The organism is Nocardia sp. NPDC019395 (genome assembly GCF_040632335.1).
Lineage (GTDB): Bacteria > Actinomycetota > Actinomycetes > Mycobacteriales > Mycobacteriaceae > Nocardia.
On sequence record NZ_JBEYBT010000009.1, the window covers coordinates 170,903 to 195,949 of the forward strand.

Genomic DNA, 25,047 nt, shown 5'->3' on the forward strand with positions numbered 1-25,047 from the left:
AACCTTGGCGTCGGAAATCGCGGTCGAAATAAGCGATCTCAGAGGTTGGTACGGGCAGGTAGGGCGCTCCGGCGGCCATCTCCTGGAGGGTCATAATTATGCTACCCGGAATATCAATGACCCGGATTTCGGGCGAATTATGGACCTCATCAAGGGTGATTACGAGAAACTCCTTCCCGCTCTGCACGATATGCTGCTCGCAGCCGGGCAGAACATGGACAGGGCGAAGATCGTACTGGAGACGACGGCCAACGATTATGTCGATGTCGATCGGCAGATCGCTGGATCGCTCGCCGGGTTGGATGGAAACGCTGGAGTCAGTGTTATCGACGATGGAGTCGCCGACGGATTCGGTGATCTGTCCGCTCCCACAGAACACTTGAAGGATCCCAAGCGCGGTGACCAGAAAATGCCGGAGGTATCGTTCGGTATCGCATGGGACAGGGTATGCGATCTGCTGGTGACATTGGGGGCGTCCGATCCCCGCGAGACGGTAGCGACGAAGCTGGCGGGGGATATTCCGAAGGCCACCGGCCAGGCGGACGCCTGGCGAATGCTGGCCGAGTTCGTGGGTGGTGTGCAGGGCAATCTCTCGAGTGGGCAAACATCGATATCGAAGACCTGGACAGGCGATGCGTCCTCGGCAGCGGCCGGGCACTTCCGGTCGTGGGATACGAAATTCGAACAAGTCGAGTCGATTATGAAAAGAACTTCCCAATCACTCGATGATGCGGCCAAGCAGGCGGTGGATCTGGCTCAAGTCGCCACCGACACTTTCGTGCTGATCGTCAGCGTGCTCGTTGCTGCCTTTACAAAGGCGTCGATACCGATCTACGGCCAGGCGTATCTGGCCAAGAAAGGATGGGAAGCGTTCAAGCTGTACAAGAACGTCGTTACAGTGCTGAACATATTCTTCACCCTCCTGCGCACGATCAAGGACCTGTTGGTGGCCGCCGTCGGCGAATTCAGCCGCGAGTCCCTGCCCAAGCCGCCGCAGGCGTAACATCTCGAAAACAGGAGGATGGTTGTGGCCATCGCGAACAAGGGGGACCAATTCGGTTCCATCTTGGCCGAGCTCACTACGGCACTGGATAATTTGAGGCGTGATGTGGAAAGCCTCGCCCAAGCAAATGTGACCACCCCCGACGAGGCTCGCCAACTGCAGGAATTGGCGGAGTCCGGTGAGCTCGGGGCCGAAATGAAACAGGCAGCCGGGTTGGTCGCCGGTGGAGCGGAAACCTGGGACTCATTGTTGTCCGGCCGTTCGGCGAACTCCGCTCTGCTCTTTCCCACTATGGATACGAATGCAGCCCGATACGGTGGAGAACTCAGGGGGAAAATCGCGGCCGAACCCGCGCCCAACGTAGTCGAGTAGCAGCAAGAACGGGCCGGCCGGCGGGACCGAGGTGGCGGCAACACCCGCCCTGGTTTCATCTACCGGGAGTACCGCCGGTCATGCCCCGAGGTGGGCGAACAACAGCGGGACCGGTCCGTCGAACGGCGTGGTCGACCGGAATGCTGAAAACTACTTCTGGCTCTCGACCGGCCAGTACCTGTGCCAGTCTTCTGCTGACAGGGGTGAGCGAGTGCCCCGGGCAGCTTCGGCGGTGTCCTCGGCTCGGCGGATGGCGGCGGCGAAGGCCAGGGTTGCTTGACGTAACCGTTCTTCCGCGCTCTCCGGGCCGCCCAGTCCGACAACGCGCAGGTCATCCGGAATCAGTTCGTCCGGTAGCCCGGCGCGGGCGCTGCGGGAGCGGATCTTCTCCGCGAGGGCCAGGGCCGGCTGGGCCATGGCGATACCGTCGAGGCAGGAACGGCGGGCCTTCTCCGCGGATTTACGTTCCTCCCAGGCCTTTTCCTGAGCGGCCACCTTCTCGGTCACGGAGGCGTGCGGGTCGAAACCGGGTGCCGCCGGGTCGGCGAGGTGGGGGCTGCGGTTCACCAATTTGGCCACCAGTGCGGCGGCGACATCATCGATGGTGAATTCGCCTGCCGCTTCGGCGATCCGGGAGTGGAAAAGGACCTGCAGCAGGAGGTCGCCGAGTTCCTCACGGATGGTGCCGGGGTCCTGCTCCTGGATTGCGTCGAGGAGTTCGTAGGTTTCCTCGAGCAGATACGGCCGCAGCGAATCGTGGGTCTGGGTGACCTCCCAGCCGCCGAACCGCCACAACCGGTCCATCACATCGACGGCTTCGGCCAACCCGGCTGCGACAGTAGCTGTTTCGGCTTCGAGAACGCCTGGTGCCGGACGCGCCGAATGCGCATCGGGTACCACGGATTGCCCGGGCGGGTGCGATGCGGCGGCGGACTGTTCCCGCCGCGACGGCGCGGCAGTGGATTGCCCGGGCTGGGGATCGCGGCCGGAACCGGGGTCGGGGGTCATCGCGCCGGTGACACCTCGGTCGCGACGGTGAGGTCCACCGCGCCGGCTGCTTTACCGTCCAGAGCCAGCAGCAGATCCGCGAGATACTGCAGTAGTGCGACATCGCGGAGCCGGTCGGCTCCCACACTGTCCTGTACCCGCGGCAACGGCAGTTGCACGGTCCCGCTCGCGGCACGGTAGGCCGCGCTCGGATATATCCGCTTGAGCCGCATCTGTTTCGAATCGGGCAGCGACAGCGGCGAGATCTTGACCGTGGTTCCGGTCACCGCGATCTCGCTGACCTCGTATTCGCGGGCGAGCAGCCGGAGCTTGGCCACCGAGACGAGCCGGCCCACCTCCACCGGGAGTGGGCCGTATCGGTCGACGAGTTCCTCGACGACCGCGGCCAGCGCCGGATCATCGTGGGCGGCCGCCAGTTTGCGGTAGGCCTCCAGGCGCAGGCGGTCGCTGGCAATGTAGTCGGGCGGGATATGCGCGTCCACCGGCAGATCGATCCGGACCTCTTTGGTCTCTTCGGTGGTGATCGGCTTCCCGTCGGCGGCCGCCCGGTAGGCCTCGACCGCCTCCCCGACCAGCCGTACATACAGATCGAAACCGACACCGGCCACATGCCCGGACTGTTCGGCACCGAGAACATTGCCGGCGCCGCGGATTTCGAGGTCCTTCATGGCCACTGCCATACCGGCGCCGAGATCGGAATTCTGCGCGATGGTCGCGAGCCGGTCGTAGGCGGTTTCGGTGAGCGGTTTCTCCGCCGGGTACAGGAAATAGGCATAACCGCGTTCCCGGCTGCGACCGACCCGGCCGCGTAACTGATGCAGCTGCGAAAGTCCGAGTGCGTCGGCCCGTTCCACGATCAGTGTGTTGGCATTGGAGATGTCGAGCCCGGTCTCGATGATCGTGGTGCACACCAGCACGTCGTATTCGCGCTGCCAGAACCCCTGCACGGTACGTTCCAGCGTGTCCTCGTTCATCTGCCCGTGAGCCACCACCACGCGCGCCTCGGGTACCAGTTCCCGGATCCGGCGGGCCGCCTTCTCGATCGACGACACCCGGTTGTGCACGTAGAACACCTGGCCGTCCCGCAGCAGTTCGCGCCGGATCGCCGCGGTGACCTGCTTATCGTTGTAGCCGCCGACGTAGGTCAGTACGGGATGGCGCTCCTCCGGCGGGGTGAGGATGGTCGACATCTCCCGGATACCCGCCAGGCTCATCTCCAGGGTGCGCGGAATCGGGGTGGCCGACATGGTCAGCACGTCCACATGGGTGCGCAGCGCCTTGATGTGCTCCTTGTGCTCCACCCCGAAGCGCTGTTCCTCGTCCACGATCACCAGACCGAGGTTCTTCCAGCGGACCCCGGTCTGCAACAACCGGTGGGTGCCGACGACGATATCGACCTCGCCCTCGGCCATGCCGGTCATCACCTCACGCGACTCCGCGGGGTCGGTGAACCGGGACAAACCCTTCACGCTGACCGGGAAGCCCGCGAGCCTTTCGGTGAAGGTCTGCAGATGCTGCTGCGCGAGCAGCGTGGTCGGCACCAGGACCACGACCTGTTTACCGTCCTGCACCGCCTTGAACGCCGCCCGCACCGCGATCTCGGTTTTGCCGTACCCGACATCACCGCAGACCACCCGGTCCATCGGCACCGCTTTCTCCATATCCGCTTTCACATCGGAGATGGCGGTGAGCTGATCGACGGTCTCGGTGAAGACGAACGCGTCCTCCATCTCCCGCTGCCACGGGGTATCCGGGCCGAAGGCATGTCCGGGCGCGGCCTGCCGAGCGGCGTAGAGCTGTACCAGTTCACCCGCGATCTCCCGGACCGCCTTGCGCGCCTTACGTTTCGTATTCGCCCAGTCGGCACCGCCCAGCTTCGACAGGCTGGGCAGCTCCCCGCCCACATACCTGGACAGCTGGTCCAGCGATTCCATCGGCACGAACAGGCGGTCGCCGGGCTGGCCGCGTTTACTCGGCGCGTATTCGATCACCAGATATTCGCGCCGGGCACCGCCGACCGTACGTTCGATCATCTCCACGAACCGGCCGATACCGTGCTGATCGTGCACGACCATATCGCCGGCGTTCAACGCCAGCGGATCCACCTGATTGCGGCGTTTGGCGGGCAGGCGCTTCCCGTCGCCCGGCGCGGTCACCCGGTTACCGGTGAGATCGGATTCGGCGACCACCACGAGGCCGGCGTCGCCGAAGATCACCCCGTCGTGCAGTGAACCGCACAGCACACCCACCACACCCGGCGCCGGTTCCTCGCCGGCCGGCAGTTGCGCGGCCGGTACCTCGGCCTCCCCGAGGCGCTCCAGGGTGCGCTGCGCCGTCCCGTGCCCGGCCAGCACGACGACCGCGCGCCCACCCGTCATGACATGGGCCCGCAGCGAGGCGAAAATCGTCGCGACCAGTTCATCGGACCCGCGCGCCGTGGGTCCGGCCTGCACCGGCAGCTCCACCTCGGCCGGATCACCCGACGCCAACGGGCTCAACGTCCACCAGGACAGTTCCCGCTGCTCGGCGCTGTCGCGGATCTCGGTCAACGGGCGATACGCCGACGCCGCCAGATCCAGGCCGTGCGCGCCCAGCGGGGCGTCACTCCCGAACGAGGCCGCGGTCCACGACGCCTCCAGGAACTCCTCACCGGTACGCACGAGGTCGGCGGCGCGGGTGCGGACCTTCTCCGGATCACACACCAGCAGATGGGTGTCAGCGGGCAACTGCTCGGTGAGCAATTGCAGCTGCCCCGGTTGCAGCACCGGCAGCAGCGCCTCCATCCCCTCGACGGCGATCCCCTCGGCCAGTTTCTCCAGCATCTCCACCAGCGCGGCATCCGCGGAATTGGCCGCCGCCACCGCCGCGGCACGCTCCCGCACCGCTCCGGTGAGCAACAGTTCCCGGCACGGCGCCGCCACCACAGTGGTGAGCGAGGTTTCCCCGAGGGACCGCTGATCGGCCACCGAGAACGACCGGAGTTCGGTGATCTCGTCACCCCAGAACTCCACGCGCACCGGATGGTCCGCGGTGGGCGGGAACAGATCGAGGATGCCGCCGCGTACCGCGAACTCCCCGCGCTTACCGACCATATCCACCCGGGTGTAAGCGAATTCGACCAGCCGCGAAACCAATTCGTCGAAATCGGCTTCGCCGCCGATACGCAGCACGATCGGTTCGATATCCCCCAAACCGGCCGCCATGGGCTGCATCAGCGAACGCACCGTGGTCACCACGACACGCAGCGGTTCGGCGAATACCGGATCATCGGGATGCGCCAGCCGGCGCAGCACCTCGAGCCTGCGCCCGACGGTATCGGCGCCCGGCGACAGCCGCTCGTGCGGCAGGGTCTCCCAGGAGGGGAACTGCGCGACCGCCGGGCCCAGCATCTCGGTGAGCTCGAGGGTCAGATCATCGGCTTCCCGGCCGGTCGCGGTCACCACGACAACGGGCCGGTCGGCGGCCACGGTCGCGGCGACGAACGAACGCGCCGCCGCCGGCGCCACCAACTCGACCGACGATTTCCCGAGCATTCCGGAGACGGTCCGCAGTGCGGTATCCGCACCGGCCGCCGCAGCCAGTCCTGCCAGTGGTGGACGTGGGGCAGACATGGACCGAGTTTATGGCGCGCCCAGGTGCGCGAGGTCTCGGGGTTGCGTTTTCCGAATCAGGGAACGTATCGGCGCAGTCGGCGGGACGCGAACTCGCGGAAATACGACACCTTGTCATCGGGGACGATGGAGGGGAGCAGGAAGTACCATGCCCGTTCCATTCGCGACGCCATCTGATCCATGGAATCCGTGCCGACCGCGACGATATGCATACCGGTGGTGAGCCCGTACAGCAGCAGGCCGATCGTCTCGGGGTCGAGATCGGGCAGTAGATCGCCCTGGGTGATCGCGCGCTCGGCCAGCAGCTTGTACGTCTCGCCCCAGGTTTTGGCGATATTGTCGCCGTTGGCGCCGCGGTAGTCGCCGATCTGATGCGTCAGTTTGAGCATCGCGCCGACCATCGGATCGTTCATCGACAGATCCGCGACCACATAGGTGATACCGATCGCCGCCTCCAGCGCCGGCACCCGGGAGTCGAAGAACCCCTTACAGGACGCGACCAGCCGTTCCTGCCCCTGATCGACCACCGCGCGGGCCAGTTCTTCCTTGGACCCGAAGTGAAAGTACAAGGCGCCCTTGGTCACATTGGACTGCGCGATGATCTCGCTGAGGCTCGCATTGGCGTAGCCCAAGCGCAGAAAGACATCGGCAGCGCCCGCCAGGACGGAATCGCGGGTGATCTCCGCGCGCGCTTGCCTAGCCATCAGCTCCGCCTGTCATCCCAATAACCAGCCATCCTGAAGTAGACCGACATTGTCGAAGTAGACCGACTTACCGCCCGAACAGCACCCAAAGGATGGGTGAACCGTACCATCCGCCCCGGCTACGGTTCTCGATTCGCCGGCCCACCGGAGTTCGCGGGCAGTTCATTCGCGGTTATCCGAACTCTGCTGCCCGCCGGGCGAGTTCGCCAGCAGGGCCCCGGGAACGGCGGGCCATTCCGAGCTGAGTTGCGGGTCGGCCTCGAGGTGACTGAGCCCGTTCCAGCACAGATTGACCAGGTGGGCGGCCACAACCTCTTTGGAGGGACTACGCACGTCCAGCCACCAGGTCGCGGTCGTGGCCACCATTCCGACCAGTGCCTGCGCGTACAGGCCGGCCAGGCTGATATCGAAACCGCGGCGCTCGAAATCACCGCCCAGCAGATGCGCCACCTGGTTGACCGCTTCGTTGAGCAGGCTCGAGTACCGGCCGTCGGTCGAGGAGACCGGCTGATCGCGCACCAGGATGCGGAAGCCGTCGGTGCGCTGCTCGATATAGGTGAGCAGCGCCAGCGCCACCTGTTCCAGCCGGACCCGGGACCGGTTGTTCGTGAGCGAGGAGGTGATCATATCGAGCAACATCGACATCTCCCGGTCGACCACCACGGCGTACAGGCCCTCTTTACCGCCGAAATGCTCGTAGACGACGGGCTTGGAGACCTGAGCCCGCTGGGCGATCTCCTCGATGGACGTGGCGTCGTAACCGCGTTCGGCGAACAGCGCCCGCCCGATCTCGATCAATTGCTGCCGCCGTTGGGTACCGGTCATCCGCTGCCGAACCGGTGGTACCTGCTCGGCCGGCTCTTTCGCCGCCGCACCGGCCGGTGAATCCTCGACCGCTCGCGGCTCTCCCGACGACACGTTCCCGCCTCCCTGGTTACCGGAGGCCGCCGCCGGACAGCTGGATCCGGACCAGCGACCAAAACCATCGAGATCAACTGTCCCAGACCCGCCGTTACCGTGTTCACCCGGGCACACCGAAGATCCGTGGGCACGGGTACGACGAGACGGAGACTCATCTGCCGTGTCGCGGGGCCCACGGTTCGACGAATACCGGGGGCGCATGCGATTATCGTTGCCGTGCCTGGGCACAGTGGCGGGTCGACCGACAACCCACCGGTGTGACAGTCCGCCGTAGTGTAATGGCAGCACCTCTGATTTTGGTTCAGATAGTTCAGGTTCGAGTCCTGGCGGCGGAGCAATAAATCCCTGACCTGGGATTACAACTACTCGACACGGCGGGTGCGCCCGGATCCCGTCACTCACAACAGCAAGTCGGCGGCGTCGCGGGTCGGGTGCCCCTCGCTGGGCCGAAGGTGCGTGTCGGTCCACCTCGACCTCTATACCGTCGGTGCAGACTGTCAAGGCCCGCCGCAGCTCGACATCTCCCGCCGAGGAATGCCATGTCCAGGACACTGAAGGCACTTCCCCTGATCGCCACTGCCGCCCTCGCCGCCGCGGTCCTCTCCGCCGGACAGGCAGCGGCACAGTCCGGCGAGGGGTCCGGTTCGTCGGGGTCCGGCGACGGGTCCGGCTCGTCGGGGTCCGGCTCGCTATCGGCAGAGTTCGCCGTGGGACCGGGCACGTCACTCGGTCTGTGTTCGATCACGGCGACGGGATACGCGGACGGGCGGCCGGTCGCACTCACCGCCGGGCACTGCACGCTCGGACTGTTCGGGGTGATCCGCCTACCCGACGAGGACTGGGCCATGATCCCCTTACTTCCCGGCACCCCGACCCATAACAACCTCCCGAGCGGTGAGCGACTGACGGCCGTCGGTGCGCCCGAGGGGGACCTGTGCAGGTGGGGGCAGAGAAGTGGGACGCGCTGTGACGGTTACACGGGCATTCGGATCGGCGACTCCGGCGGACCGGTGTATCGGCCGAACGGCGACGGCACCGCAACCCTCGTGGGCATCACCAGTTCGAATATTCAGTACTCCAGCCTGCCGCCGGAATTTTCACTGTCGTGACGGACGCGGGCGCCCGGATCCTGCGCCGTCGTCATCATCGGGCCCGGCCCCCGCGAGGCTGATACGCTCATCCCCCGTGTAGCGCGACAAGGGGCCGTCATCGAATTGGGTAACCCCTACCCATGGCGGCCTCTTCGTATGCCCGGGAAATCCCATCGCTCGGTCCCGATCCGACCTGGGCAGGTTCGGGTCCCGGCGGCGGAGCGGCTCGCGTGCACGATGACCATCGTCGGCCCGAGGGAGATTCATGCAGGAGCAGACCGCCGTTATCGTGCTAGCCGCAGGTGCCGGTACGAGAATGCGGTCGAAGAAGCCCAAGGTGCTGCATCCGCTGGCCGGGCGCAGCATGCTGGCACACGCGCTGTATGCCGCGCACGCCATCGACCCACACCATCTGGTGACCGTCGTCGGGCACGACCGGGAACAGGTGGGTGCCGAGGCCGCGGCCGTGGCGCTCGAACTGGGCCGCACCATCGTCCCGGTCGTCCAGGACCGACAGCTCGGTACCGGGCACGCGGTGCAGGTGGGCCTGACCGGGCTACCCGCCGAGTTCACCGGTGACGTCATCGTCACCTCCGGAGATGTCCCGCTGCTGGACGGCCACACCCTCGCGGCGCTGCTGGACGAGCACCGCAGCTATCCGGAACGACCCGCCGTCACCGTGCTCACCTTCGTCCCGGACGATCCGAACGGCTACGGGCGAATCGTGCGCGACGCCGACGGCGAGGTCGCCGAAATCGTCGAGCACGCCGACGCGACCCCCGAGCAGGCCGCGCTCACCGAGGTGAACTCCGGTGTGTACGCCTTCGACGTCGCGGTGCTGCGCACCATGCTCGGCCGGCTGTCCACCGCCAACGCCCAGCACGAGCTGTACCTGACGGATGTGCTGAGACTCGCCCGCGAGGCCGGGCACCCGGTGCAGGGGGCGCGGCTGGTCGATTCGGCCAAGGTCACCGGCGTCAACGACCGGGTGCAGCTGTCGATGGCCGCGCGCACTCTCAACCGCTACATCCTGGAACGGCATATGCGGGCCGGGGTGACGATCGTCGATCCGGCCACCACCTGGATCGACACCAATGTCGAGATCGGCCGCGACACCGTGGTCCGTCCGGGGGTCCAGTTACTGGGCACCACGGTCGTCGGTGCGGACGCGGAGATCGGGCCGGACACCACCCTCACCAATTCGATCGTCGGCGACGGCGCCCGGGTGATCCGCACCCACGGCGAAGGCGCGGAGGTCGGCGCATATGCGACAGTCGGGCCGTTCAGTTATCTGCGTCCGGGCACGGTACTGGGCGAATCGGGCAAGATCGGGGCATTCGTCGAGACCAAGAACGTCGAGATCGGCCGGCACACCAAGGTCCCGCACCTCACCTATGTCGGCGACGCGACCATCGGCGAGCACAGCAACATCGGAGCATCCAGCGTGTTCGTGAACTACGACGGGGTGAGCAAGCATCGCACGGTCGTGGGGTCACATGTGCGCACCGGCAGCGATACGATGTTCATCGCGCCGGTGACCGTGGGTGACGGCGCCTATACCGGAGCGGGTACTGTGCTGCGGGAAGACGTCCCGCCGGGCGCGCTGGCCGTGTCCGGGGGTACGCAGCGAAATATCGATAACTGGGTGCAGCGGAAACGTCCAGGTACCGCTGCAGCGAATGCGGCGGCGAAGGCACTCGCGGCCGATGAAACACCGGATCGGGCAACAGAGCTTAAGGATGGCAACCAGTAGTGACCGCGTCATGGATCGACAACCAGAAGAACCTGATGCTCTTCGCCGGACGGTCGCACCCAGAACTGGCCGAGCAGGTGGCCAAGGAACTAGATGTCCACGTCACCCCGCAGACCGCGCGTGATTTCGCGAACGGGGAGATCTTCGTCCGGTTCGAGGAATCGGTACGCGGTTCCGACGCCTTCGTTCTGCAGAGCTTTCCGGGGCCGCTGAACCAGTGGCTGATGGAACAGCTCATCATGATCGACGCGCTCAAGCGCGGTTCGGCCAAGCGGATCACCGCGATTCTGCCGTTCTACCCCTATGCCCGCCAGGACAAGAAGCACCGCGGTCGCGAGCCGATCTCCGCCCGGCTGGTCGCCGATCTGCTCAAGACCGCCGGCGCCGACCGGATCGTGACGGTCGACCTGCACACCGATCAGATCCAGGGTTTCTTCGACGGCCCGGTCGACCATATGCACGCGCAGCTGCAGCTCGCCGAGTATGTCCGCACCAACTACAGCCTCGACAACATCACCGTGGTCTCCCCCGATTCCGGTCGCGTCCGGGTGGCGGAGAAGTGGGCGGATTCGCTGGACGGCGCACCGCTGGCCTTCATCCACAAAACTCGTGACCCGCTGGTCCCCAACCAGGTGAAGTCGAACCGGGTGGTGGGCACCGTCGAGGGCCGCACCTGCATCCTCATCGACGATATGATCGACACCGGCGGCACCATCGCCGGCGCGGTGAACGTCCTGCGCGAGGCCGGTGCCGGCGATGTGGTGATCGCGGCCACCCACGGCGTGCTCAGCGCCCCGGCGGCCGAGCGCCTGGCCTCCTGCGGTGCCCGGGAGGTTGTGGTGACCAATACGCTGCCGATCACCGAAGACAAGAAGTTCCCGCAGCTCACGGTGCTTTCCATCGCACCGCTGCTGGCCCGGACGATCCGCGAGGTATTCGAGAACGGATCGGTGACCGGACTGTTCAACGGCAACGCCTGATCTACCGCACGCGGCGGCCCCCGGACCTTCTGGTCCGGGGGCCGCCGCATTTCCCGGATGGCTCGCCTCGTGACGACCGGATGGCTCGCCATCGCTGGTCGCGGTCTCTCGACGGAACCGCGCGGCGGCGCATACTGGGTGGTATGGATCGCGAACCACGAGAGCCCGATATGGGCGACGACGACCAAGAGGACGAGGTGCGCGCCTACGAACGCTATATCGAGGACCCGCCGGCCGACCTGCGGATCCGTAACCGGGAAGGCGATGACGACGGCCGTCTCGGGATAAAGGAGTCGCTGGAGCAGGACCCGGACCGCCGCGACCGGGCCGAGGAGGACAACCGTCCGGCCGAATCCGCCGCCATACATATCGAGAACGAACCCGACAGCTGACAGCACGCTCGCCCCACCGCGGTACCGACTACGAGCCCTCGACGATCCGAACGAGGAGACGTGATGAGCACACCGCAGGACCCGCGAAACCCCCGCGAGACGCCACGTCACGGCGAATCGCCGGAGGACGACAACACCGGCGACAGCGGGCCCGGGCCCCACGAACCAGCAACCGGTGGGCGATCGCCGGATGAACCGGTCGTCGCCCCCGGCGCCCCGCAGCCGCCGGATGAAACCCAGACTCCCCGCCACGTACCGCAGCCTCCGGAGGAATCCGGTCCCGCGGCGGGCGCCCCGCAGCCGCCACCGCACACCGGGCGCGAAGAACCGGGACATACCGGATCGCAGCGACCGCCCGACAGCGGAAAACCGGCCGGTTCCGACGACCCTCCCACCGAATATCTCCCGAAACTGCTGCAACGCGATTCAGGTTCGAGCCGTTCCGGGGACACCGGGGGCACATCCGAGAGCGCTCAACCGGGGCAGGCGGGCCCCCCGGCGGACGACCACCCCACCCACCTGATGCCGAAACAGCAGGAGCAGCAGGGAGCACCCGGCGATTCCGGTACCGGAACACCACGGCTGGACAAAGGGAGCGCGGCCTACGCCCACGGATGGCAGCCCGGTTCACCGGAACAGCAATCGGGTGACTATCCGGTCGGCGAAGTACCGCCCCAGGCGTGGTCGGCCCGTCCCGAAGAGCAGTCGCCGGGGCAGGCGTGGCAGCCGCAATCGCCCGGGCAGCAACCCGGCTATCCGCAGGGTGGCACGCCTTATCCCCCGCCCGGCGGGTACGGCGGGCAACCGGGCGCGCCGGGCGATCAGCCCGGCTGGGGCGGCGCACCCGGTGCGCAACCCAGCTGGGGCGCACAGGGTGGGCAACCGGGCTGGGGCGGCACCCCGGCCGGGCAACCGGGCTGGGGCGGCGGACAGCAACCACCGGGCGGCTATCCGGCCTATCCACAGCAGCAGCAATACCAGCCCTACGGCGCCACCCAGCAACCGCAACGCTCCGGACCGCAGGTCCTTTCCATCATCGGCTTCGTCTGCGCGGCGGTATCCCTGCTGTTCTGCCCGATCGTCTTCGGTGCGGCGGGCATCATTCTCGGCGTGGTCGGGCATATCCGCGGCGAAACACTCGGGAAATGGGCCGCGATCGCGGCCGCCGTATGCCTCGTTGTCGGAGTGATCCTGGCGTTGACCCTCTCCGGAATGGATATGGTGCCCAACGAATCCGCACCGTGACTTCGCTCATCCGAGGTGGCCGCCCGGAACAGATATTCTTCGCACCATGCCGATCGAGGACAAGTGCCGACCAGGGCCGGCGGTCGCTGGGCAGCGGGGCGGATAGATGTCGCAGCGAGAACTCGTGGTGCTCGGCACCGCGAGTCAGGTACCGACCGCCCACCGCAACCACAACGGGTACGTCCTGCGCTGGGGCGGCGAGGCGATCCTGTTCGACCCCGGCGAAGGCACTCAGCGGCAGATGATCCATGCCGGGATCTCCGCGACCGATCTGAGCCGGATCGCGGTAACCCATTTCCACGGCGACCACAGTCTCGGGCTGGCCGGGGTCGTGCAACGGATCAACCTGGACCGCGTGCCGCACCCGATCGACGCCTACTATCCGTCGTCGGGTCAGCGGTATTTCGACAACCTGTGTGACGCCACCGCCTACCACCGAACGGTCGAACTCCGCACGCACCCGATCTCGGAACCGGGCCCTCTCCAGGCTCCCGGCGCACCCTTCCGGCTCGCAACGGCTCGGCTCGACCATCCCGTGGAGGCTTTCGGCTACCGGCTCACCGAACCCGACTATCGCGCGATACTGCCGGACCGGCTCACCGAACTGGGCCTGTCCGGACCACTCGTCGGCCGCCTGCAACGCGAAGGCGAAATCACCTGGCGGGGCCGCACGGTACGACTCGAAGAAGTGAGCACGGTCCGGCGCGGGCAGAGCTTCGCCTTCGTCATGGATACCCGCGTCTGCGCCGGCGCCCACGAACTCGCGGCCGGAGTGGACATGCTGGTCATCGAGGCCACCTTCACCGACGCCGACGCCGCCCTCGCCGAAGAACACGGTCATCTCACCGCCGGCCAGGCCGCCCGCATCGCCGCCGAGGCCGGAGCGCGAACCCTTGTCCTGACGCATTTCTCGCAGCGCTACCGCGTACTCGACACTCACCTCGCCGAGGCACACCGGGAGTTCGACGGGGAGGTGGTGATCGCATCCGACCTGGCCCGAATCCCCCTGCCGCCCCGCCGTTGACCCAGACGGCCCGGCATGCCGGCTCGTCGACCCGCCGATGTGGCGAGCGGAGCCACGCACCAAGGCAGGGTGCGGCCCATTAGGCTGACGACGCAATGTCCGGCGAGTGGAAGCGTATGAATTGAGCACCTATCCGGGCGGGTACCCGCCGCCGCAGACCCCGGGGCCGAACCGCAAACTTCTCGTCGTACTGGCTCCCTTCGTGGTGCTGCTGGTGGTCGCCGCCGCGATCGGTGTCGGGCTGCTGACTCGCACTGCGATGACGAAGGAGATCGCGGGGACGGCAATGGCGGCCACCGGCGGCTCGGCACCCGCGAACGTCCTGGCCGATGGTGCGGTCCGGATCGGCGAGCCGGACGCGAAGGTGACCGTCCGGGTCGTCATGGACCTGCAGTGTCCGGTCTGCAAGGCGTTCGAGGAGGCCAACGGCGCGGTACTGGAAGGCGCGGTCCGCGACGGCACCGCCGCGGTCGAATACAGCGTTATCTCTTTCCTGGACCGCGCCAGCACAACCGAGTACTCGTCCCGAGCCGGGAACGCGTCGTTCTGCGTCGCGGACTCCGGTGTGGACAACTATCAGCCCTGGCTGTCCGAAATGTTCGCCCGGCAACCCGCGGAGGGCGGCGACGGCCTGCCCGACAGTGAACTGATCGATATCGCCGAATCCGCCGGCTATACCGAACCGGCTGTGGCCCAATGCATTACCGACCGCCACTACGACACCTACCTGGGCACGAAAACCGATGAGGTACTCGACTCCGGCGTGAACGGAACCCCCACCGTCTACGTCAACGACGAGGAAATCTCCGACGCCGCCACGATCCTGGGCGAAAACGGCCTCGCCCCGGTGATATCCGCCGCCCGCTGAGCCGACCACCGATTCGGATCCGAACGGCACCAGGCAGACATCCCGCCGCCACGCGGTCGCTTCGATGTAGCGGACAAGAACCGGCCGGAAGCGATGCCATGCTCGCCGCATGACATCCTCATCTCTTATCCGGCCCGGCGCCGAACTCGGCAACGGATACGGCAGCCTCAACGCGTTCGCCGCGGTCAAGGGGCCGGGCGGCGCTCGGGCGTTCATCGAATTCCTCGGTCGAGTCTTCGACGGGCGCGAGACTCCGGAGGCGCACGCGGACGATACCGACGGCCTGCTGATCCATTCCGAGGTGCGGATCGGCGATTCGTGCCTGATGGTGGTGGACTCCAAGCCCGATTGGGCTTTCACACCGGCACTGCTGCAGGTCAATGTCACCGATTGTGACGAGGTGCTGCGGCGGGCGGCGGCACACGGGGCCGACATCATCACCGAGACCACCCCGTTCTACGGCGGTTCGACCCTCGCGCGGTTCATCGATCCGTGGAGCAATGTGTGGTGGCTGTTCGGGCCCGCGATCGAAGGCGCGCCCGAACCGGTCTGGGACCCCGATTCGGCGAGCGAGGAGTCGATGATCCACGCGACCATATGCCGGGCTATGCGAGAGCTGCGGCCGCCGCGGTAGCGAGTCCGAGCCGCCCCGGGCTACACCGGGCCGGTCGATTCGCTGTCGAATCTGTCCCGGTGGGCGAGTACCTCGTCCATATGAGCTTCGGCCCACCATTTGATGCCACGCATGACCTGGTGGAGTGAGAGGCCCAGGTCGGTCAGCTGGTAGGTGACGGTGACCGGCACGGTGGGCGTCACCGTGCGGGTCACCAAGCCGTCGCGTTCGAGAGAGCGCAGGGTCTGGGTGAGCATTTTCTGGCTGACCCCGGCCAGTCGGCGCGATAGTTCGGAGTAGCGCATCGGACGTGGCTCCCCGCCGCAGTCCCCACCGGGGTTCGGACCGTCGCTGCCCAGGGCTGCCAGTACCAGGGCCACCCATTTGCCGGAGATCCGGTCGAGGAGTTGCCGGCTGGGGCAGCCCGCGAAGAACGCGTCGTAATCGATCTTCTGCTGGGTTCGCTGCTGTGCCGCGGTCATCGTCGGCATGACCACTCCTTCCTACCTGCCGGTGGGTTACGCACTTTCAAGTGCCTACTTCCTGATAGAGAGTTACCCATTCATTGTGGAGTAACAGCAGCGAGAACTCCAGAGGAGGCACCGATGTCCGCAACTTTCCGCACCGCCGTCGTCCGCACCCCGAACGGGCCCGATTCCATCGAGATCATCGAAGTCCCCGTCGTCGAGCCCGGTCCGGGACAGGTCCGGGTGGATATCGCCGGAGCCACCGTCAACCCCGCCGACCTGGCCGTTACCGACGGCTTCTTCCACGGAATCGGGATCATAGATCAGCCTCACCACACCGGCCTCGGCATGGATTTCGCGGGCATCGTCGACGCCGCCGGCCCGGACGTGATGGATATCCCGGTCGGTACCCGGGTGGCGGGGATCGTCGAGGGATTCGATCGCGATTTCGGCACCTACGCCGAAAAATTGGTTATCTCGGCCACCGATATTGCCGTGGTCCCCGAAGGCCTCGACCTGGCGACGGCCGCTACCGTCCCGCTCAACAGTCTCACGGCGGCGCAAATAGTCGACCTGCTGGGCGACGGCGCAGGCCGCAGCCTGCTGGTGACCGGGGCCGCCGGTGCGGTCGGCGGATATGTCCTCACATTCGCCCAGGACCGCGGCTGGCGGGTCACCGGACTGGCCCGGCCCGCCGACGAGGAATTCGTGCGGACCCTGGGCGCCGATTTCACCGCCGCGGCGACTCCGGGCTGGGACGCGGTGGCCGATACCGCCGCCTTCCAGGAGAAGGGCCTCGCACTGGTCCGCGACGGCGGTGTGTTCGTGGGCGTCCGGCCGGGAGCGGAACCGCCCGCCGAGCGTGGCACCACCACATATTCGGTTTCGGTCCGGCCCGACAGCGCACGGCTGGCCGAGATACTCGAAGACACCGCGACCGGCCGACTCCCGGCGCGTGTCCACGCGCTCGTCCCGCTGGACCAGGTCGCCGCGGCGCACCGGGCGGTCGCGCGCGGCGGCGTCCGCGGCAGGTACGTCCTCCAACCCTGATACGCGGGCTTCCGGCGAGGCGATCGGAGAATTACACCCGCCCGGTAGCGGACGGGTGTGATCGACCGCAGTGACCAGTCGGGCGCGCCGGCGTCGCTACAGCGCTGCGACGGCGGCGACGAAGCGGTCCAGTTCCGTGCGGCCGACGAAGCAGTGGGGGGAGGCCCGAACAACCGAGTCGAGGCCGCGGGCCGACATATCGAGAAGTGTCGAACTCGCATGGCTGACAGTGACCGTGATGTCCTTGTCCCGCAACCGGTCCCGGACCTCGACCGGGGTCGCGCCCGCGGCCGTGAAGGACACGATTCCACTGTGCTCGATACCGCGATCCCGCACCGCGACTCCCGGCAATTCGCCGAGCGCGCCCCGCAGATGATCGGCGCGCTCGGCGATCGCGGCATAGACCTGATCGGGTCCGAGATCGAGAAGATAGCGCACGGCCGCACCGAGCCCGAGCCGGGCTGCCACATCGTGTTCCCAGAATTCGAAACGGGAAGCGTCCGAAGCCATCCGGTACTCGTCCGGGCCCGTCCACGCGGCGCTGTGCAGATCGAGGCGGGCGGGTTCCATCGATGCCGCCAGCTCCGGCCGCAGGTACAGGAACCCGGTGCCGCGAGGTCCGCGCAACCATTTGCGTCCGGTGGCCGACAACGCGTCCACACCGAGTTCGGCGACGTCCAGCGGGAGTTGCCCGGCCGACTGGCAGGCGTCCAGTACGACCAGCGCTCCGGCGGCCCGGGCGATCCGCGCGGCTTCGGCCACCGGGTTCACCAAGCCCCCGTTGGTGGGCACGTGCAGCAGCGATACCAGCCGCACCCGATCGTCCATCATCGCGGCGAGGGCCTCGAGGTCCAGGCGACCGGTGTCGTCGTCGGGGATCTGCTCCACCCGGGCTCCAGTGGCTCGGGCCCGTTGGAGCGCCGCGATGGCGTTACTCGCGTAGTCAGCGCCCGAGATCAGGATCCGGTCGCCGGGACGCAACGGCACCGCGTAGAAGAAATCGGACCAGGAACGGGTGGCGCTGTCGCTGAGCGCGATGGTGTCCGGAGTCGTGTTCAGCAGGGTCGCGATCGCCTCCTTGACCCCGGCCAGATCGTCGAGCCGTTCGTTCGCGGCCCGGTACCCGCCGATCTCGGCCTCCCGGCGCAGATGACCGATAACAGTTTCGGTCACGACCCGCGGCGGGAGCGACGACCCCGCACTGTCCAGAAAAACGGCGCCGGTTCCGACGCCCGGCGTATCGGCACGTACGCGCTGCTCATCCACCATTCCTCCGACCCTAGTGCCGGATCCGTGACACGTTCGCGCCCAAAACGTGTCTGCCCCCGTCGCTACTCTGGATTTCACGCGCGGCCGCACCGGTGGCCGCTGTAACGCTTGGACCGGATTCGACAACGGAATACGAGCCCGGACTGCACCGGCGACCGAGTACGTGAGAACGAACCAGTGAGTAGCCGCATGGAGGTTGGTATGGCGGTCACCCTCGAACATCCGGAATCGACCAGCGACTCGACCCCACACCCGGCACTGACCAGCCGCGCGGCGGCCGAAGCCTATCTCGGCGGCGTCTGCTTCAAACTCGGGCCGCCGGCACTCATCGGCGCCGAATTGGAATGGTTCACCGTGTACCGTCCGGGTACTTCGGTACCGCGGAAAGGCCGGAATCCGGCGGAGCACGCCTCGTTCACCGGCCGCCGTCCCACTGCAGCTCTACTCGCGCAGGCCCTCGGCCCGCACGCACCCCGCTCGATCGCCCCCGATTCCCCCGCCGAGCCGCTGTCCGGCGGCAGCCGGGTCACCGTCGAACCCGGCGGGCAGATCGAACTCTCCAGCGCCGCCGTCACCGACGCCGCCGACCTGTGCGCCCGGCTGAGTACGGACTACCGGAGTCTGCGCGACCTCCTCGATACCCAGTCCATCCGGATGATCTCCGCCGCCGCTGATCCGGCCCGCGCGCCCCGATGTCAGCTGCGATTGCCGCGCTACCAGGCGATGGAGGATTATTTCGGCCGGATCGGGCCGTTCGGCCGGCTCATGATGAGCAATACCGCGGCCACCCAGATCAGCGTCGATATCGGTGCCGATACGGCCGAGCTCACCGCACGCTGGACAGCACTGCACGCTCTCGGTCCGGCACTGATCGCCGCGTTCGCGTGCTCACCGGTCCTGCGTGGCGCCCCGGCAGGTGATTGGGCCTCGCAACGCATGCGCACCTGGTTGCATCTGGACCCGGCGCGCGCCTGCCCACCTGTCGCCGACTGGTCCGACCCCGTCACCGGCTACGCCCGCTGGGCTCTCGAGGCGCCGCTGCTGTGTGTACGGCGGCCCGAATCCGTTCCTCCCGGCCGATCGGTGGCGTGGCAGGCTCCGCCCGGCGCCACGTTCAGCGATTGGTTATCGGGTGGTCTGGATACCGAAATCGGCCGCCGGCCCGATATCGGTGACCTCCGATATCACCTGACCACGCTGTTCCCGCCCGTACGGCCGGCGGGATACTTCGAGATCCGCTATCTCGACGCCCAGCCGGGTGAGGGCTGGAAACTACCGATCGCGGTGATCCACACTCTGCTGTCCACGCCGGCAGCTGTCGCCGACGCGACCGCGGCCACCGCGAATACGGCGGACCGGTGGCGCGACGCCGCCCGCCACGGCCTCGCCGACCCGCAGTTGCGAGCCGCGGCCGTGGCCGTGCTGGAAGCTGCCGTGGCGCACAGTGAGGCACCCGGGCCGGAGCTGCACGCCGCCGTGCGCCGTTGCGCGGCGGGCGAACCGCCCCGCGCCGAGGACCGTCATGAATCCGCACGGTGATCCGTCCCGCGTGTACCGCCCGCCCGGATCACCGCCGATCCCGCTGGGCGCTATCGCCCGCCGTCCGGCCGTTCCCCGGCCGCCCACCTTGTTCATGCCGTCGAGCGGAGCAATCTCGTGACCGTCCAGCACCACACCGACCGATCCGGTACCGAGCGGCTCCGCGAGCAGATCGCGACCACGCTGCGCCGGGCCCGGCAACGCACCACCGCGCTCACCGACTGCGTGGACGAGGCCGAACTCGTGGCCCAGCATTCCCGGCTGATGAGCCCGCTGGTCTGGGATCTGGCCCATATCGGAAACCAGGAGGAGCTGTGGCTGGTGCGTGATGTCGGCGGCCGGGATCCGGTGCGCGCCGATATCGACGAGCTCTACGACGCGTTCAAGCACCCCCGGCCCGATCGTCCGCAGCTGCCGCTACTCGACCCGGGAGAGGCCCGCGGCTACGTGGCCACCGTCCGGGACAAGGTGTGGGATGTGCTCGATCGCAGTCCGTTACGGGGCGGCGAACTCGTCGACGGCGGTTTCGCTTTCGGCATGATCGCCCAGCACGAACAGCAGCACGGCGAAACGATGCTGGCAACCCATCAGTTGCGGTCCGGACGCCCGGCACTGTCCGCGCCCGCCCCACCGGCGGCCACGGCCGCGGTGCGCGGCGAGGTGGTGATACCGGCGGGCGAATTCACCATGGGCACCTCCACCGACCCTTGGGCGCTGGACAACGAACGCCCGGCGCACCGGGTGCACCTGCCGGCATACGCCATCGACGCCGCCCCGGTCAGCAACGCGCAGTATCTCGAATTCCTCGCCGACGGCGGTTACGACCGGCCCGAGTTGTGGTCCGAACGCGGTTGGTCGCATCGGCAGGAGGCGGGGCTCACCGCACCGCAGTTCTGGGAACAGGATTCCGGCGGCCAGTGGTGGCGTCGGGTGTTCGGCGTGCGCCGGCCCCTGCGACCGCAGCAGCCGGTGGTGCATGTGTGCTGGTACGAAGCGCAGGCGTACGCCAACTGGGCGGGCAAACGCCTGCCCACCGAGGCGGAATGGGAGAAAGCCGCGCGCTACGACCCCGCCACCGGCCGCACCCGGGCGTACCCGTGGGGCGATGCCGACCCCGGCCCGGCCACCGCCAATCTCGGCCAGCGGCATCTGGAACCGGCCGATATCGGCGCCTACCCGGCGGGAGCCTCACCGGCCGGGGTGCACCAGCTCATGGGCGATGTGTGGGAGTGGACGTCCTCGGGTTTCCATCCCTACCCCGGTTTCCGCGCGTTCCCCTACCGCGAATATTCGGAGGTCTTCTTCGGCGGCGACTACCGGATGCTGCGGGGCGGGTCGTTCGGTACCGACCCCGTCGCGTGCCGGGGCACCTTCCGCAATTGGGACCATCCGATCCGCCGGCAGATCTTCTCCGGGTTCCGGCTGGCCCGCACCCTCGACCCACGGGAGACGTGATGTGCCGCCATCTGGGTTACGTGGGCCCACCGGTGTCTGTGGGCGAAATACTGCTGCGCGGTCCGCATTCGCTGCGCACCCAATCCTGGGCGCCGCGGGAGATGCGGGGCGGCGGAACCATCAACGCCGACGGATTCGGGGTCGCCTGGTGGGGGCCGGGGCCGGTCACCCGCTACCGCAATCCGGACCCGATCTGGACGGATCCAGCGGTAGAGGAGGTGCTGCCGCAACTCACCTCCCACGCTGTCCTCGGGGTGGTCCGGTCGGCCACCGTCGGGATGCCGGTCCAGCGGTCGTCCTGTGCGCCGTTCCTGTGGGATCGCTGGGCGTTCAGCCATAACGGGGTGATACCGCAGTGGCGGACGGTGCTCACCGCCGTACTGTCCGATCTCGATGTCGCCGCGACCCGCGCCGGTATGACCCGCCGTTACGAAACCAGCCATCTACTCGAAGCGGAGGCACCGACGGATTCGGCCGCCCTATGGGTCCTGCTGCGCCGCCTGCTCGACCCCGACACCCCGGCGGGCCTCGCCGAAAACCCGGGTACCGCACTGCGTCTGCTCGTCACCACGGTGCTGAACCACGCCCCCGACGCCCGGGTGAACCTGCTGATCGGCGATGGCACCGCCCTATGGGCCACCACCTGCTATCACTCCCTGTCCGCGCTCGTCACCGACGAGTTCGCGATCCTGTCGTCCGAACCGTACGACGACGACCCCCGGTGGCAGTCGCTGCCCGACCGCAGTCTCGTCCGTGCCGAACCCGGCTGGTTGAGCGTCGAACCCCTGGAACTCGCCGAAGCCCCCGCGACCGTAAAGGTGCCCTGATGAACGAACCGACCGTGGAAGTCCATCTCACCGATGCCGATCTCACCGCGGCACTTCGCGCCGACGCCCGGCAGGGGCTCACCGACAGCCCGAAATGGCTGCCCCCCAAATGGTTCTACGATGCGCGCGGCAGCGAACTGTTCGAGCAGATCACCGCGCTGCCGGAGTACTACCCCACCCGCACGGAACGGGCGCTGCTGGAAAAGGTCGCGGGAGCGATCGCCCGCACCGCGCAGGCGGAGGTGCTGGTCGAACTGGGGTCGGGGTCGGCCGCGAAGACCCGCATTCTGCTCACCGCCCTCACCGCCGAGGGGCCGTTGAAAACCTATGTACCGCAGGATGTTTCCGCCTCGGCACTACACGCGTCGGCAGCTGAGGTGGCGATCGATTTCCCCGGCCTGGCCGTACACGGGGTGGTCAGCGATTTCACCGACACCCTCGCGACCCTGCCGCGCGGCGGCCGCCGGATGATCGCCTTCCTCGGCGGCACACTCGGCAATATGACCCCCGGCGAACGCGCCGAATTCCTCGGCGGTATCCACGATGTCCTCGAACCCGGTGAACAGTTGCTGCTGGGCGCGGGCCTGGTGGTCGACCCGGCGATCCTGATCCCCGCCTACGACGACGCCGCCGGCGTCACCGCCGAATTCAACCGGAATGTCCTGCACGTCCTCAATTCCCGGCTCGGCGCCGACTTCGAACCCGAGGCATTCCGCCATATCGCGCACTGGGACGCGGCCAACGAATGGATCGAAATGCGACTGGAAGCCACCGCGGAGATGGACGTCACCCTCGCCGATCTCGGCTTGACGGTGCACTTCACCCGCGGCGAACAACTGCGTACCGAGATCTCCGCGAAATTCCGCCCGACCGGCCTGGACGCCGAACTCCGTGCCGCGGGCTTCGTACTGGAACACACCTGGACCGATCCGGACAACCGCTTCGCCCTGGTCCTCGCCGCCCGCGTCTGACCGCAAACGTCAGAAGAGGCCTAGCTTCAGCATCAGGGCACGGTCCAATGCGGCCAGTTCTCTACCGCTGAGGCTGCCTTTGAAATCTCCCAGCCGTTCCGGCGCGACGGTGTAGATCTGGTCAGCGAGTATGCGGGTTCGAGTGCCGGCCAGTTCGATTTCGGGCCGGTAGATGGCGGGGCCGGCGCTGGTCGACGTCAGAGCGACGACAACTGTGCTGGAAGGGAATCGGTCCGACTGGATGATGACGGCGCACCGGCGCCCCTGCTGTTCGTGCCCCCGGGCGCCGGGTATGGCCTTGATTTCGTAAATCGCCCCCCGGAAGATCACGCCACGCCCATGAAGCGCTGGATCGCCAGCATCTCGGCCTGATCGTCCGGGTCCTCGGCGAGACGTTCCGCGTCGGCGGACGCCTGTTGCAGGACGAGTTCCTTATAGGTGTGCAAGAGCGCGTAACGAACCGCTTCCGACCGGGTTCGGTTGGTACCAGAGGTCAGTTCGGCCAACGCGGTTTCCATCGCCTCGTCAGTCCGTACGTTGAGCGTTCCCATAAATCAAATGTAACACAAATTGTGTCACAGGATATCGAGCGGACCTCGCCGGTTTCTCGCACCTCGATATCAATGCAGCTGATTCTGCGCCGTTTCCAAACCCACGCGCAGCAGCAGTTCCACCGCGTCGGCCGCCTGCTCGACCACGACCGGGAGTTCCTTGCGCTCGGCCGACGCGAACGGTTTGAGCACATAATCGGCCGGGTCCTGGCGTCCGGGTGGGCGTCCGATGCCGATCCGGGTGCGCAGGTAGTCCTTCGTGGTCAGGGCACCGGATATGGAGCGCAGACCGTTGTGCCCGCCCTCGCCGCCGCCGCGTTTCAACCGGATCGCCCCGAAGGGGAGATCCAGCTCATCGTGGACCACGATGACCTCGGTCGGCGGGACCGAGAAGAACCGGGCCAGCGCGGATACCGGCCGCCCGGACAGATTCATATACGACCGCGGTTTCGCGATCAGTACCTGCCGGCCGTCGAGCCGGGCCTGCAGCAGATCGGTACCCGACTTCTTGTGGACAGTGAAACGGCCGCCGATCCGCTGCGCGAGCGAATCGGCGACCAGGAAGCCCACATTGTGCCGGGTACGTTCATAATCGGGACCCGGATTGCCCAGGCCGACGACGAGCGCCGGCGCGGTATCGGCCATCGGCTGCGGTGACCCGTTCTTATTCGGCGGTCTCGCCCTCGGCCTCGCCCTCGGCCTCCGGCTCGGTGGTGGCGCGGGCCTCGACGATGTTGACCAGCAGCAGCTCGGGATCACCGGACAGGCTGACACCCTTGGGCAGGGTCACGGAGCCGGCGGTGATCTGGGTACCGACCTCGGCGTTCGCGATCGAGACCTCGATGGACTCGGGAATGTTCAGCGCGTCCGCCGAAACGGCGATGGTGGTGGCCTCCTGGGTGACCAGGGTGCCGGGGCCGGCCTCACCGACCAGCGTGATCGGCACATCGGCGCCGACCTCTTCACCGCGCGCCACGATCAGCAGATCGGCGTGCTCGATGTAGCGGTGGATGGGATGCACCACGACCGATTTGGTCAGCGCGAGCTGCTTCTTGCCCTCGATGTTCAGGTTCAGCACGGCGTTGGTGCCGTGCTGGCGCAGGATCGCGGCGAAGGACAGGGCGTCCAGCGACAGATGCTGCGGATCGGACTGATGCCCGTACAGGACCGCCGGAACGTTGCCCGCGCGGCGGGTACGGCGCGCGGCACCCTTGCCGAACTCGGTGCGGATCTTCGCTTCGAGAAGGTTGACGTCGGACATGACTGGATAACTCCTACGGCTCTACCGGGCTGGTGGGCGGTGCCAGGGAAATCGCGCCCCTGGTCGGTGGTC

At 67.2% G+C, this 25,047-nt stretch carries 25 protein-coding genes and 1 tRNA gene; 16 read left to right on the forward strand and 10 right to left on the reverse strand.

Annotated elements, in window-relative coordinates:
* Window positions 1–4: 4 nt before the first annotated feature.
* Together ABZ827_RS20865 and ABZ827_RS20870 are read left to right on the forward strand one after the other, a co-directional pair.
* Window positions 5–1,003: a WXG100 family type VII secretion target gene (locus ABZ827_RS20865; RefSeq protein ID WP_357238886.1), complete on the forward strand. Its 999-nt coding sequence runs from the start codon at window positions 5–7 to the stop codon at window positions 1,001–1,003.
* A gap of 24 nt (window positions 1,004–1,027) precedes the next feature.
* Window positions 1,028–1,375 carry a hypothetical protein gene (locus ABZ827_RS20870; RefSeq protein WP_357238888.1) on the forward strand — a complete coding sequence of 116 codons (348 nt, stop codon included), beginning with the start codon at window positions 1,028–1,030 and terminating at the stop codon, window positions 1,373–1,375.
* Between the two features lie 150 nt (window positions 1,376–1,525).
* On the opposite strand, the gene ABZ827_RS20875 is transcribed toward ABZ827_RS20870, so the two are convergent.
* The 4 genes from ABZ827_RS20875 to ABZ827_RS20890 form a co-directional block, all read right to left on the reverse strand.
* The gene (locus ABZ827_RS20875; RefSeq protein WP_357238996.1) at window positions 1,526–2,179 is read right to left on the reverse strand and encodes a MazG family protein; all 654 of its coding nucleotides are present in this window, start codon (window positions 2,177–2,179) and stop codon (window positions 1,526–1,528) included.
* Between the two features lie 200 nt (window positions 2,180–2,379).
* Entirely contained in the window at window positions 2,380–5,994 is a 3,615-nt protein-coding gene (gene mfd / locus ABZ827_RS20880; protein WP_357238890.1) for a transcription-repair coupling factor, read from the reverse strand.
* Window positions 5,995–6,050: 56 nt separating this feature from the next.
* Window positions 6,051–6,698 (reverse strand): TetR/AcrR family transcriptional regulator, encoded by a 648-nt coding sequence (locus tag ABZ827_RS20885; RefSeq protein ID WP_357238892.1) that lies wholly within the window; start codon window positions 6,696–6,698, stop codon window positions 6,051–6,053.
* Window positions 6,699–6,860: 162 nt separating this feature from the next.
* Window positions 6,861–7,523: a TetR/AcrR family transcriptional regulator gene (locus tag ABZ827_RS20890; protein WP_357238999.1), complete on the reverse strand. Its 663-nt coding sequence runs from the start codon at window positions 7,521–7,523 to the stop codon at window positions 6,861–6,863.
* A 360-nt stretch (window positions 7,524–7,883) separates the two neighbouring features.
* On the opposite strand from ABZ827_RS20890, the gene ABZ827_RS20895 reads away from it, so the two are divergent.
* The 9 genes from ABZ827_RS20895 to ABZ827_RS20935 all read left to right on the forward strand — a co-directional run bounded on the left by ABZ827_RS20895 (window position 7,884) and on the right by ABZ827_RS20935 (window position 15,606).
* Window positions 7,884–7,954 (forward strand) — tRNA-Gln (locus tag ABZ827_RS20895).
* A 204-nt stretch (window positions 7,955–8,158) separates the two neighbouring features.
* The gene (locus ABZ827_RS20900; RefSeq protein WP_357238894.1) at window positions 8,159–8,728 is read left to right on the forward strand and encodes a hypothetical protein; all 570 of its coding nucleotides are present in this window, start codon (window positions 8,159–8,161) and stop codon (window positions 8,726–8,728) included.
* Between the two features lie 247 nt (window positions 8,729–8,975).
* A complete protein-coding gene (gene glmU, locus ABZ827_RS20905; RefSeq protein ID WP_357238895.1) occupies window positions 8,976–10,463 on the forward strand; it encodes a bifunctional UDP-N-acetylglucosamine diphosphorylase/glucosamine-1-phosphate N-acetyltransferase GlmU in 1,488 nt (495 codons plus the stop codon).
* Window positions 10,463–11,443: a ribose-phosphate diphosphokinase gene (locus ABZ827_RS20910; RefSeq protein WP_357238897.1), complete on the forward strand. Its 981-nt coding sequence runs from the start codon at window positions 10,463–10,465 to the stop codon at window positions 11,441–11,443. The genes glmU and ABZ827_RS20910 overlap by 1 nt, the downstream gene beginning before the upstream one ends.
* Before the next feature lie 143 nt (window positions 11,444–11,586).
* A complete protein-coding gene (locus tag ABZ827_RS20915; RefSeq protein WP_357238899.1) occupies window positions 11,587–11,835 on the forward strand; it encodes a hypothetical protein in 249 nt (82 codons plus the stop codon).
* Window positions 11,836–11,898: 63 nt separating this feature from the next.
* Complete coding sequence (locus ABZ827_RS20920) at window positions 11,899–13,080, forward strand: hypothetical protein (RefSeq protein ID WP_357238901.1); 1,182 nt, start codon at window positions 11,899–11,901, stop codon at window positions 13,078–13,080.
* Between the two features lie 106 nt (window positions 13,081–13,186).
* The gene (locus tag ABZ827_RS20925) at window positions 13,187–14,104 is read left to right on the forward strand and encodes a ribonuclease Z (protein WP_357238902.1); all 918 of its coding nucleotides are present in this window, start codon (window positions 13,187–13,189) and stop codon (window positions 14,102–14,104) included.
* A gap of 106 nt (window positions 14,105–14,210) precedes the next feature.
* Window positions 14,211–14,972 (forward strand): thioredoxin domain-containing protein, encoded by a 762-nt coding sequence (locus ABZ827_RS20930; protein WP_357238904.1) that lies wholly within the window; start codon window positions 14,211–14,213, stop codon window positions 14,970–14,972.
* A gap of 109 nt (window positions 14,973–15,081) precedes the next feature.
* Complete coding sequence (locus ABZ827_RS20935; RefSeq protein WP_357238906.1) at window positions 15,082–15,606, forward strand: bleomycin resistance protein; 525 nt, start codon at window positions 15,082–15,084, stop codon at window positions 15,604–15,606.
* 20 nt (window positions 15,607–15,626) lie between these two features.
* On the opposite strand, the gene ABZ827_RS20940 is transcribed toward ABZ827_RS20935, so the two are convergent.
* Window positions 15,627–16,076 (reverse strand): helix-turn-helix domain-containing protein, encoded by a 450-nt coding sequence (locus ABZ827_RS20940; RefSeq protein WP_357238908.1) that lies wholly within the window; start codon window positions 16,074–16,076, stop codon window positions 15,627–15,629.
* A 114-nt stretch (window positions 16,077–16,190) separates the two neighbouring features.
* On the opposite strand from ABZ827_RS20940, the gene ABZ827_RS20945 reads away from it, so the two are divergent.
* Window positions 16,191–17,102, forward strand: a complete 912-nt coding sequence (locus ABZ827_RS20945; RefSeq protein WP_357238910.1) for an NADP-dependent oxidoreductase — start codon at window positions 16,191–16,193, stop codon at window positions 17,100–17,102.
* Between the two features lie 96 nt (window positions 17,103–17,198).
* Here ABZ827_RS20945 and ABZ827_RS20950 read toward each other — a convergent pair whose 3' ends face one another.
* Window positions 17,199–18,371 (reverse strand): aminotransferase class V-fold PLP-dependent enzyme, encoded by a 1,173-nt coding sequence (locus ABZ827_RS20950; RefSeq protein ID WP_357238912.1) that lies wholly within the window; start codon window positions 18,369–18,371, stop codon window positions 17,199–17,201.
* A gap of 201 nt (window positions 18,372–18,572) precedes the next feature.
* Between ABZ827_RS20950 and egtA the strand changes: the two genes are divergently transcribed.
* From egtA to egtD, 4 genes are all read left to right on the forward strand, one after another.
* Entirely contained in the window at window positions 18,573–19,910 is a 1,338-nt protein-coding gene (gene egtA, locus ABZ827_RS20955) for an ergothioneine biosynthesis glutamate--cysteine ligase EgtA (protein ID WP_357238914.1), read from the forward strand.
* 117 nt (window positions 19,911–20,027) lie between these two features.
* On the forward strand, window positions 20,028–21,365 hold the full coding sequence (gene egtB / locus ABZ827_RS20960; RefSeq protein ID WP_357238915.1) for an ergothioneine biosynthesis protein EgtB: 1,338 nt from the start codon (window positions 20,028–20,030) through the stop codon (window positions 21,363–21,365).
* A complete protein-coding gene (egtC, locus tag ABZ827_RS20965) occupies window positions 21,365–22,192 on the forward strand; it encodes an ergothioneine biosynthesis protein EgtC (RefSeq protein ID WP_357238917.1) in 828 nt (275 codons plus the stop codon). Before egtB ends, egtC begins: the two co-directional genes overlap by 1 nt.
* A complete protein-coding gene (gene egtD / locus ABZ827_RS20970) occupies window positions 22,192–23,163 on the forward strand; it encodes an L-histidine N(alpha)-methyltransferase (protein ID WP_357238919.1) in 972 nt (323 codons plus the stop codon). Before egtC ends, egtD begins: the two co-directional genes overlap by 1 nt.
* A 9-nt stretch (window positions 23,164–23,172) precedes the next feature.
* On the opposite strand, the gene ABZ827_RS20975 is transcribed toward egtD, so the two are convergent.
* From ABZ827_RS20975 to ABZ827_RS20990, 4 genes are all read right to left on the reverse strand, one after another.
* A complete protein-coding gene (locus ABZ827_RS20975; RefSeq protein WP_357238921.1) occupies window positions 23,173–23,493 on the reverse strand; it encodes a type II toxin-antitoxin system PemK/MazF family toxin in 321 nt (106 codons plus the stop codon).
* On the reverse strand, window positions 23,490–23,714 hold the full coding sequence (locus ABZ827_RS20980; RefSeq protein WP_357238923.1) for a hypothetical protein: 225 nt from the start codon (window positions 23,712–23,714) through the stop codon (window positions 23,490–23,492). Before ABZ827_RS20980 ends, ABZ827_RS20975 begins: the two co-directional genes overlap by 4 nt.
* 69 nt (window positions 23,715–23,783) lie before the next feature.
* Window positions 23,784–24,359, reverse strand: a complete 576-nt coding sequence (pth, locus tag ABZ827_RS20985) for an aminoacyl-tRNA hydrolase (RefSeq protein ID WP_357238924.1) — start codon at window positions 24,357–24,359, stop codon at window positions 23,784–23,786.
* A 19-nt stretch (window positions 24,360–24,378) separates the two neighbouring features.
* Complete coding sequence (locus ABZ827_RS20990) at window positions 24,379–24,975, reverse strand: 50S ribosomal protein L25/general stress protein Ctc (RefSeq protein WP_357238926.1); 597 nt, start codon at window positions 24,973–24,975, stop codon at window positions 24,379–24,381.
* Window positions 24,976–25,047: the final 72 nt, after the last annotated feature.

What these genes read in the sequence shown, in the direction of transcription:
- ABZ827_RS20875 (WP_357238996.1), bottom strand. Translation starts at nt 2,179, where the DNA reads ATGGACCGGTTGTGGCGGTTCGGCGGCTGGGAGGTCACCCAGACCCAC.
- mfd (WP_357238890.1), bottom strand. Translation starts at nt 5,994, where the DNA reads ATGTCTGCCCCACGTCCACCACTGGCAGGACTGGCTGCGGCGGCCGGT.
- ABZ827_RS20885 (WP_357238892.1), bottom strand. Translation starts at nt 6,698, where the DNA reads ATGGCTAGGCAAGCGCGCGCGGAGATCACCCGCGATTCCGTCCTGGCG.
- ABZ827_RS20890 (WP_357238999.1), bottom strand. Translation starts at nt 7,523, where the DNA reads ATGACCGGTACCCAACGGCGGCAGCAATTGATCGAGATCGGGCGGGCG.
- ABZ827_RS20900 (WP_357238894.1), top strand. Translation starts at nt 8,159, where the DNA reads ATGTCCAGGACACTGAAGGCACTTCCCCTGATCGCCACTGCCGCCCTC.
- glmU (WP_357238895.1), top strand. Translation starts at nt 8,976, where the DNA reads ATGCAGGAGCAGACCGCCGTTATCGTGCTAGCCGCAGGTGCCGGTACG.
- ABZ827_RS20915 (WP_357238899.1), top strand. Translation starts at nt 11,587, where the DNA reads ATGGATCGCGAACCACGAGAGCCCGATATGGGCGACGACGACCAAGAG.
- ABZ827_RS20920 (WP_357238901.1), top strand. Translation starts at nt 11,899, where the DNA reads ATGAGCACACCGCAGGACCCGCGAAACCCCCGCGAGACGCCACGTCAC.
- ABZ827_RS20925 (WP_357238902.1), top strand. Translation starts at nt 13,187, where the DNA reads ATGTCGCAGCGAGAACTCGTGGTGCTCGGCACCGCGAGTCAGGTACCG.
- ABZ827_RS20935 (WP_357238906.1), top strand. Translation starts at nt 15,082, where the DNA reads ATGACATCCTCATCTCTTATCCGGCCCGGCGCCGAACTCGGCAACGGA.
- ABZ827_RS20940 (WP_357238908.1), bottom strand. Translation starts at nt 16,076, where the DNA reads ATGCCGACGATGACCGCGGCACAGCAGCGAACCCAGCAGAAGATCGAT.
- ABZ827_RS20945 (WP_357238910.1), top strand. Translation starts at nt 16,191, where the DNA reads ATGTCCGCAACTTTCCGCACCGCCGTCGTCCGCACCCCGAACGGGCCC.
- ABZ827_RS20950 (WP_357238912.1), bottom strand. Translation starts at nt 18,371, where the DNA reads ATGGTGGATGAGCAGCGCGTACGTGCCGATACGCCGGGCGTCGGAACC.
- egtA (WP_357238914.1), top strand. Translation starts at nt 18,573, where the DNA reads ATGGCGGTCACCCTCGAACATCCGGAATCGACCAGCGACTCGACCCCA.
- egtC (WP_357238917.1), top strand. Translation starts at nt 21,365, where the DNA reads ATGTGCCGCCATCTGGGTTACGTGGGCCCACCGGTGTCTGTGGGCGAA.
- egtD (WP_357238919.1), top strand. Translation starts at nt 22,192, where the DNA reads ATGAACGAACCGACCGTGGAAGTCCATCTCACCGATGCCGATCTCACC.
- ABZ827_RS20980 (WP_357238923.1), bottom strand. Translation starts at nt 23,714, where the DNA reads ATGGGAACGCTCAACGTACGGACTGACGAGGCGATGGAAACCGCGTTG.
- pth (WP_357238924.1), bottom strand. Translation starts at nt 24,359, where the DNA reads ATGGCCGATACCGCGCCGGCGCTCGTCGTCGGCCTGGGCAATCCGGGT.
- ABZ827_RS20990 (WP_357238926.1), bottom strand. Translation starts at nt 24,975, where the DNA reads ATGTCCGACGTCAACCTTCTCGAAGCGAAGATCCGCACCGAGTTCGGC.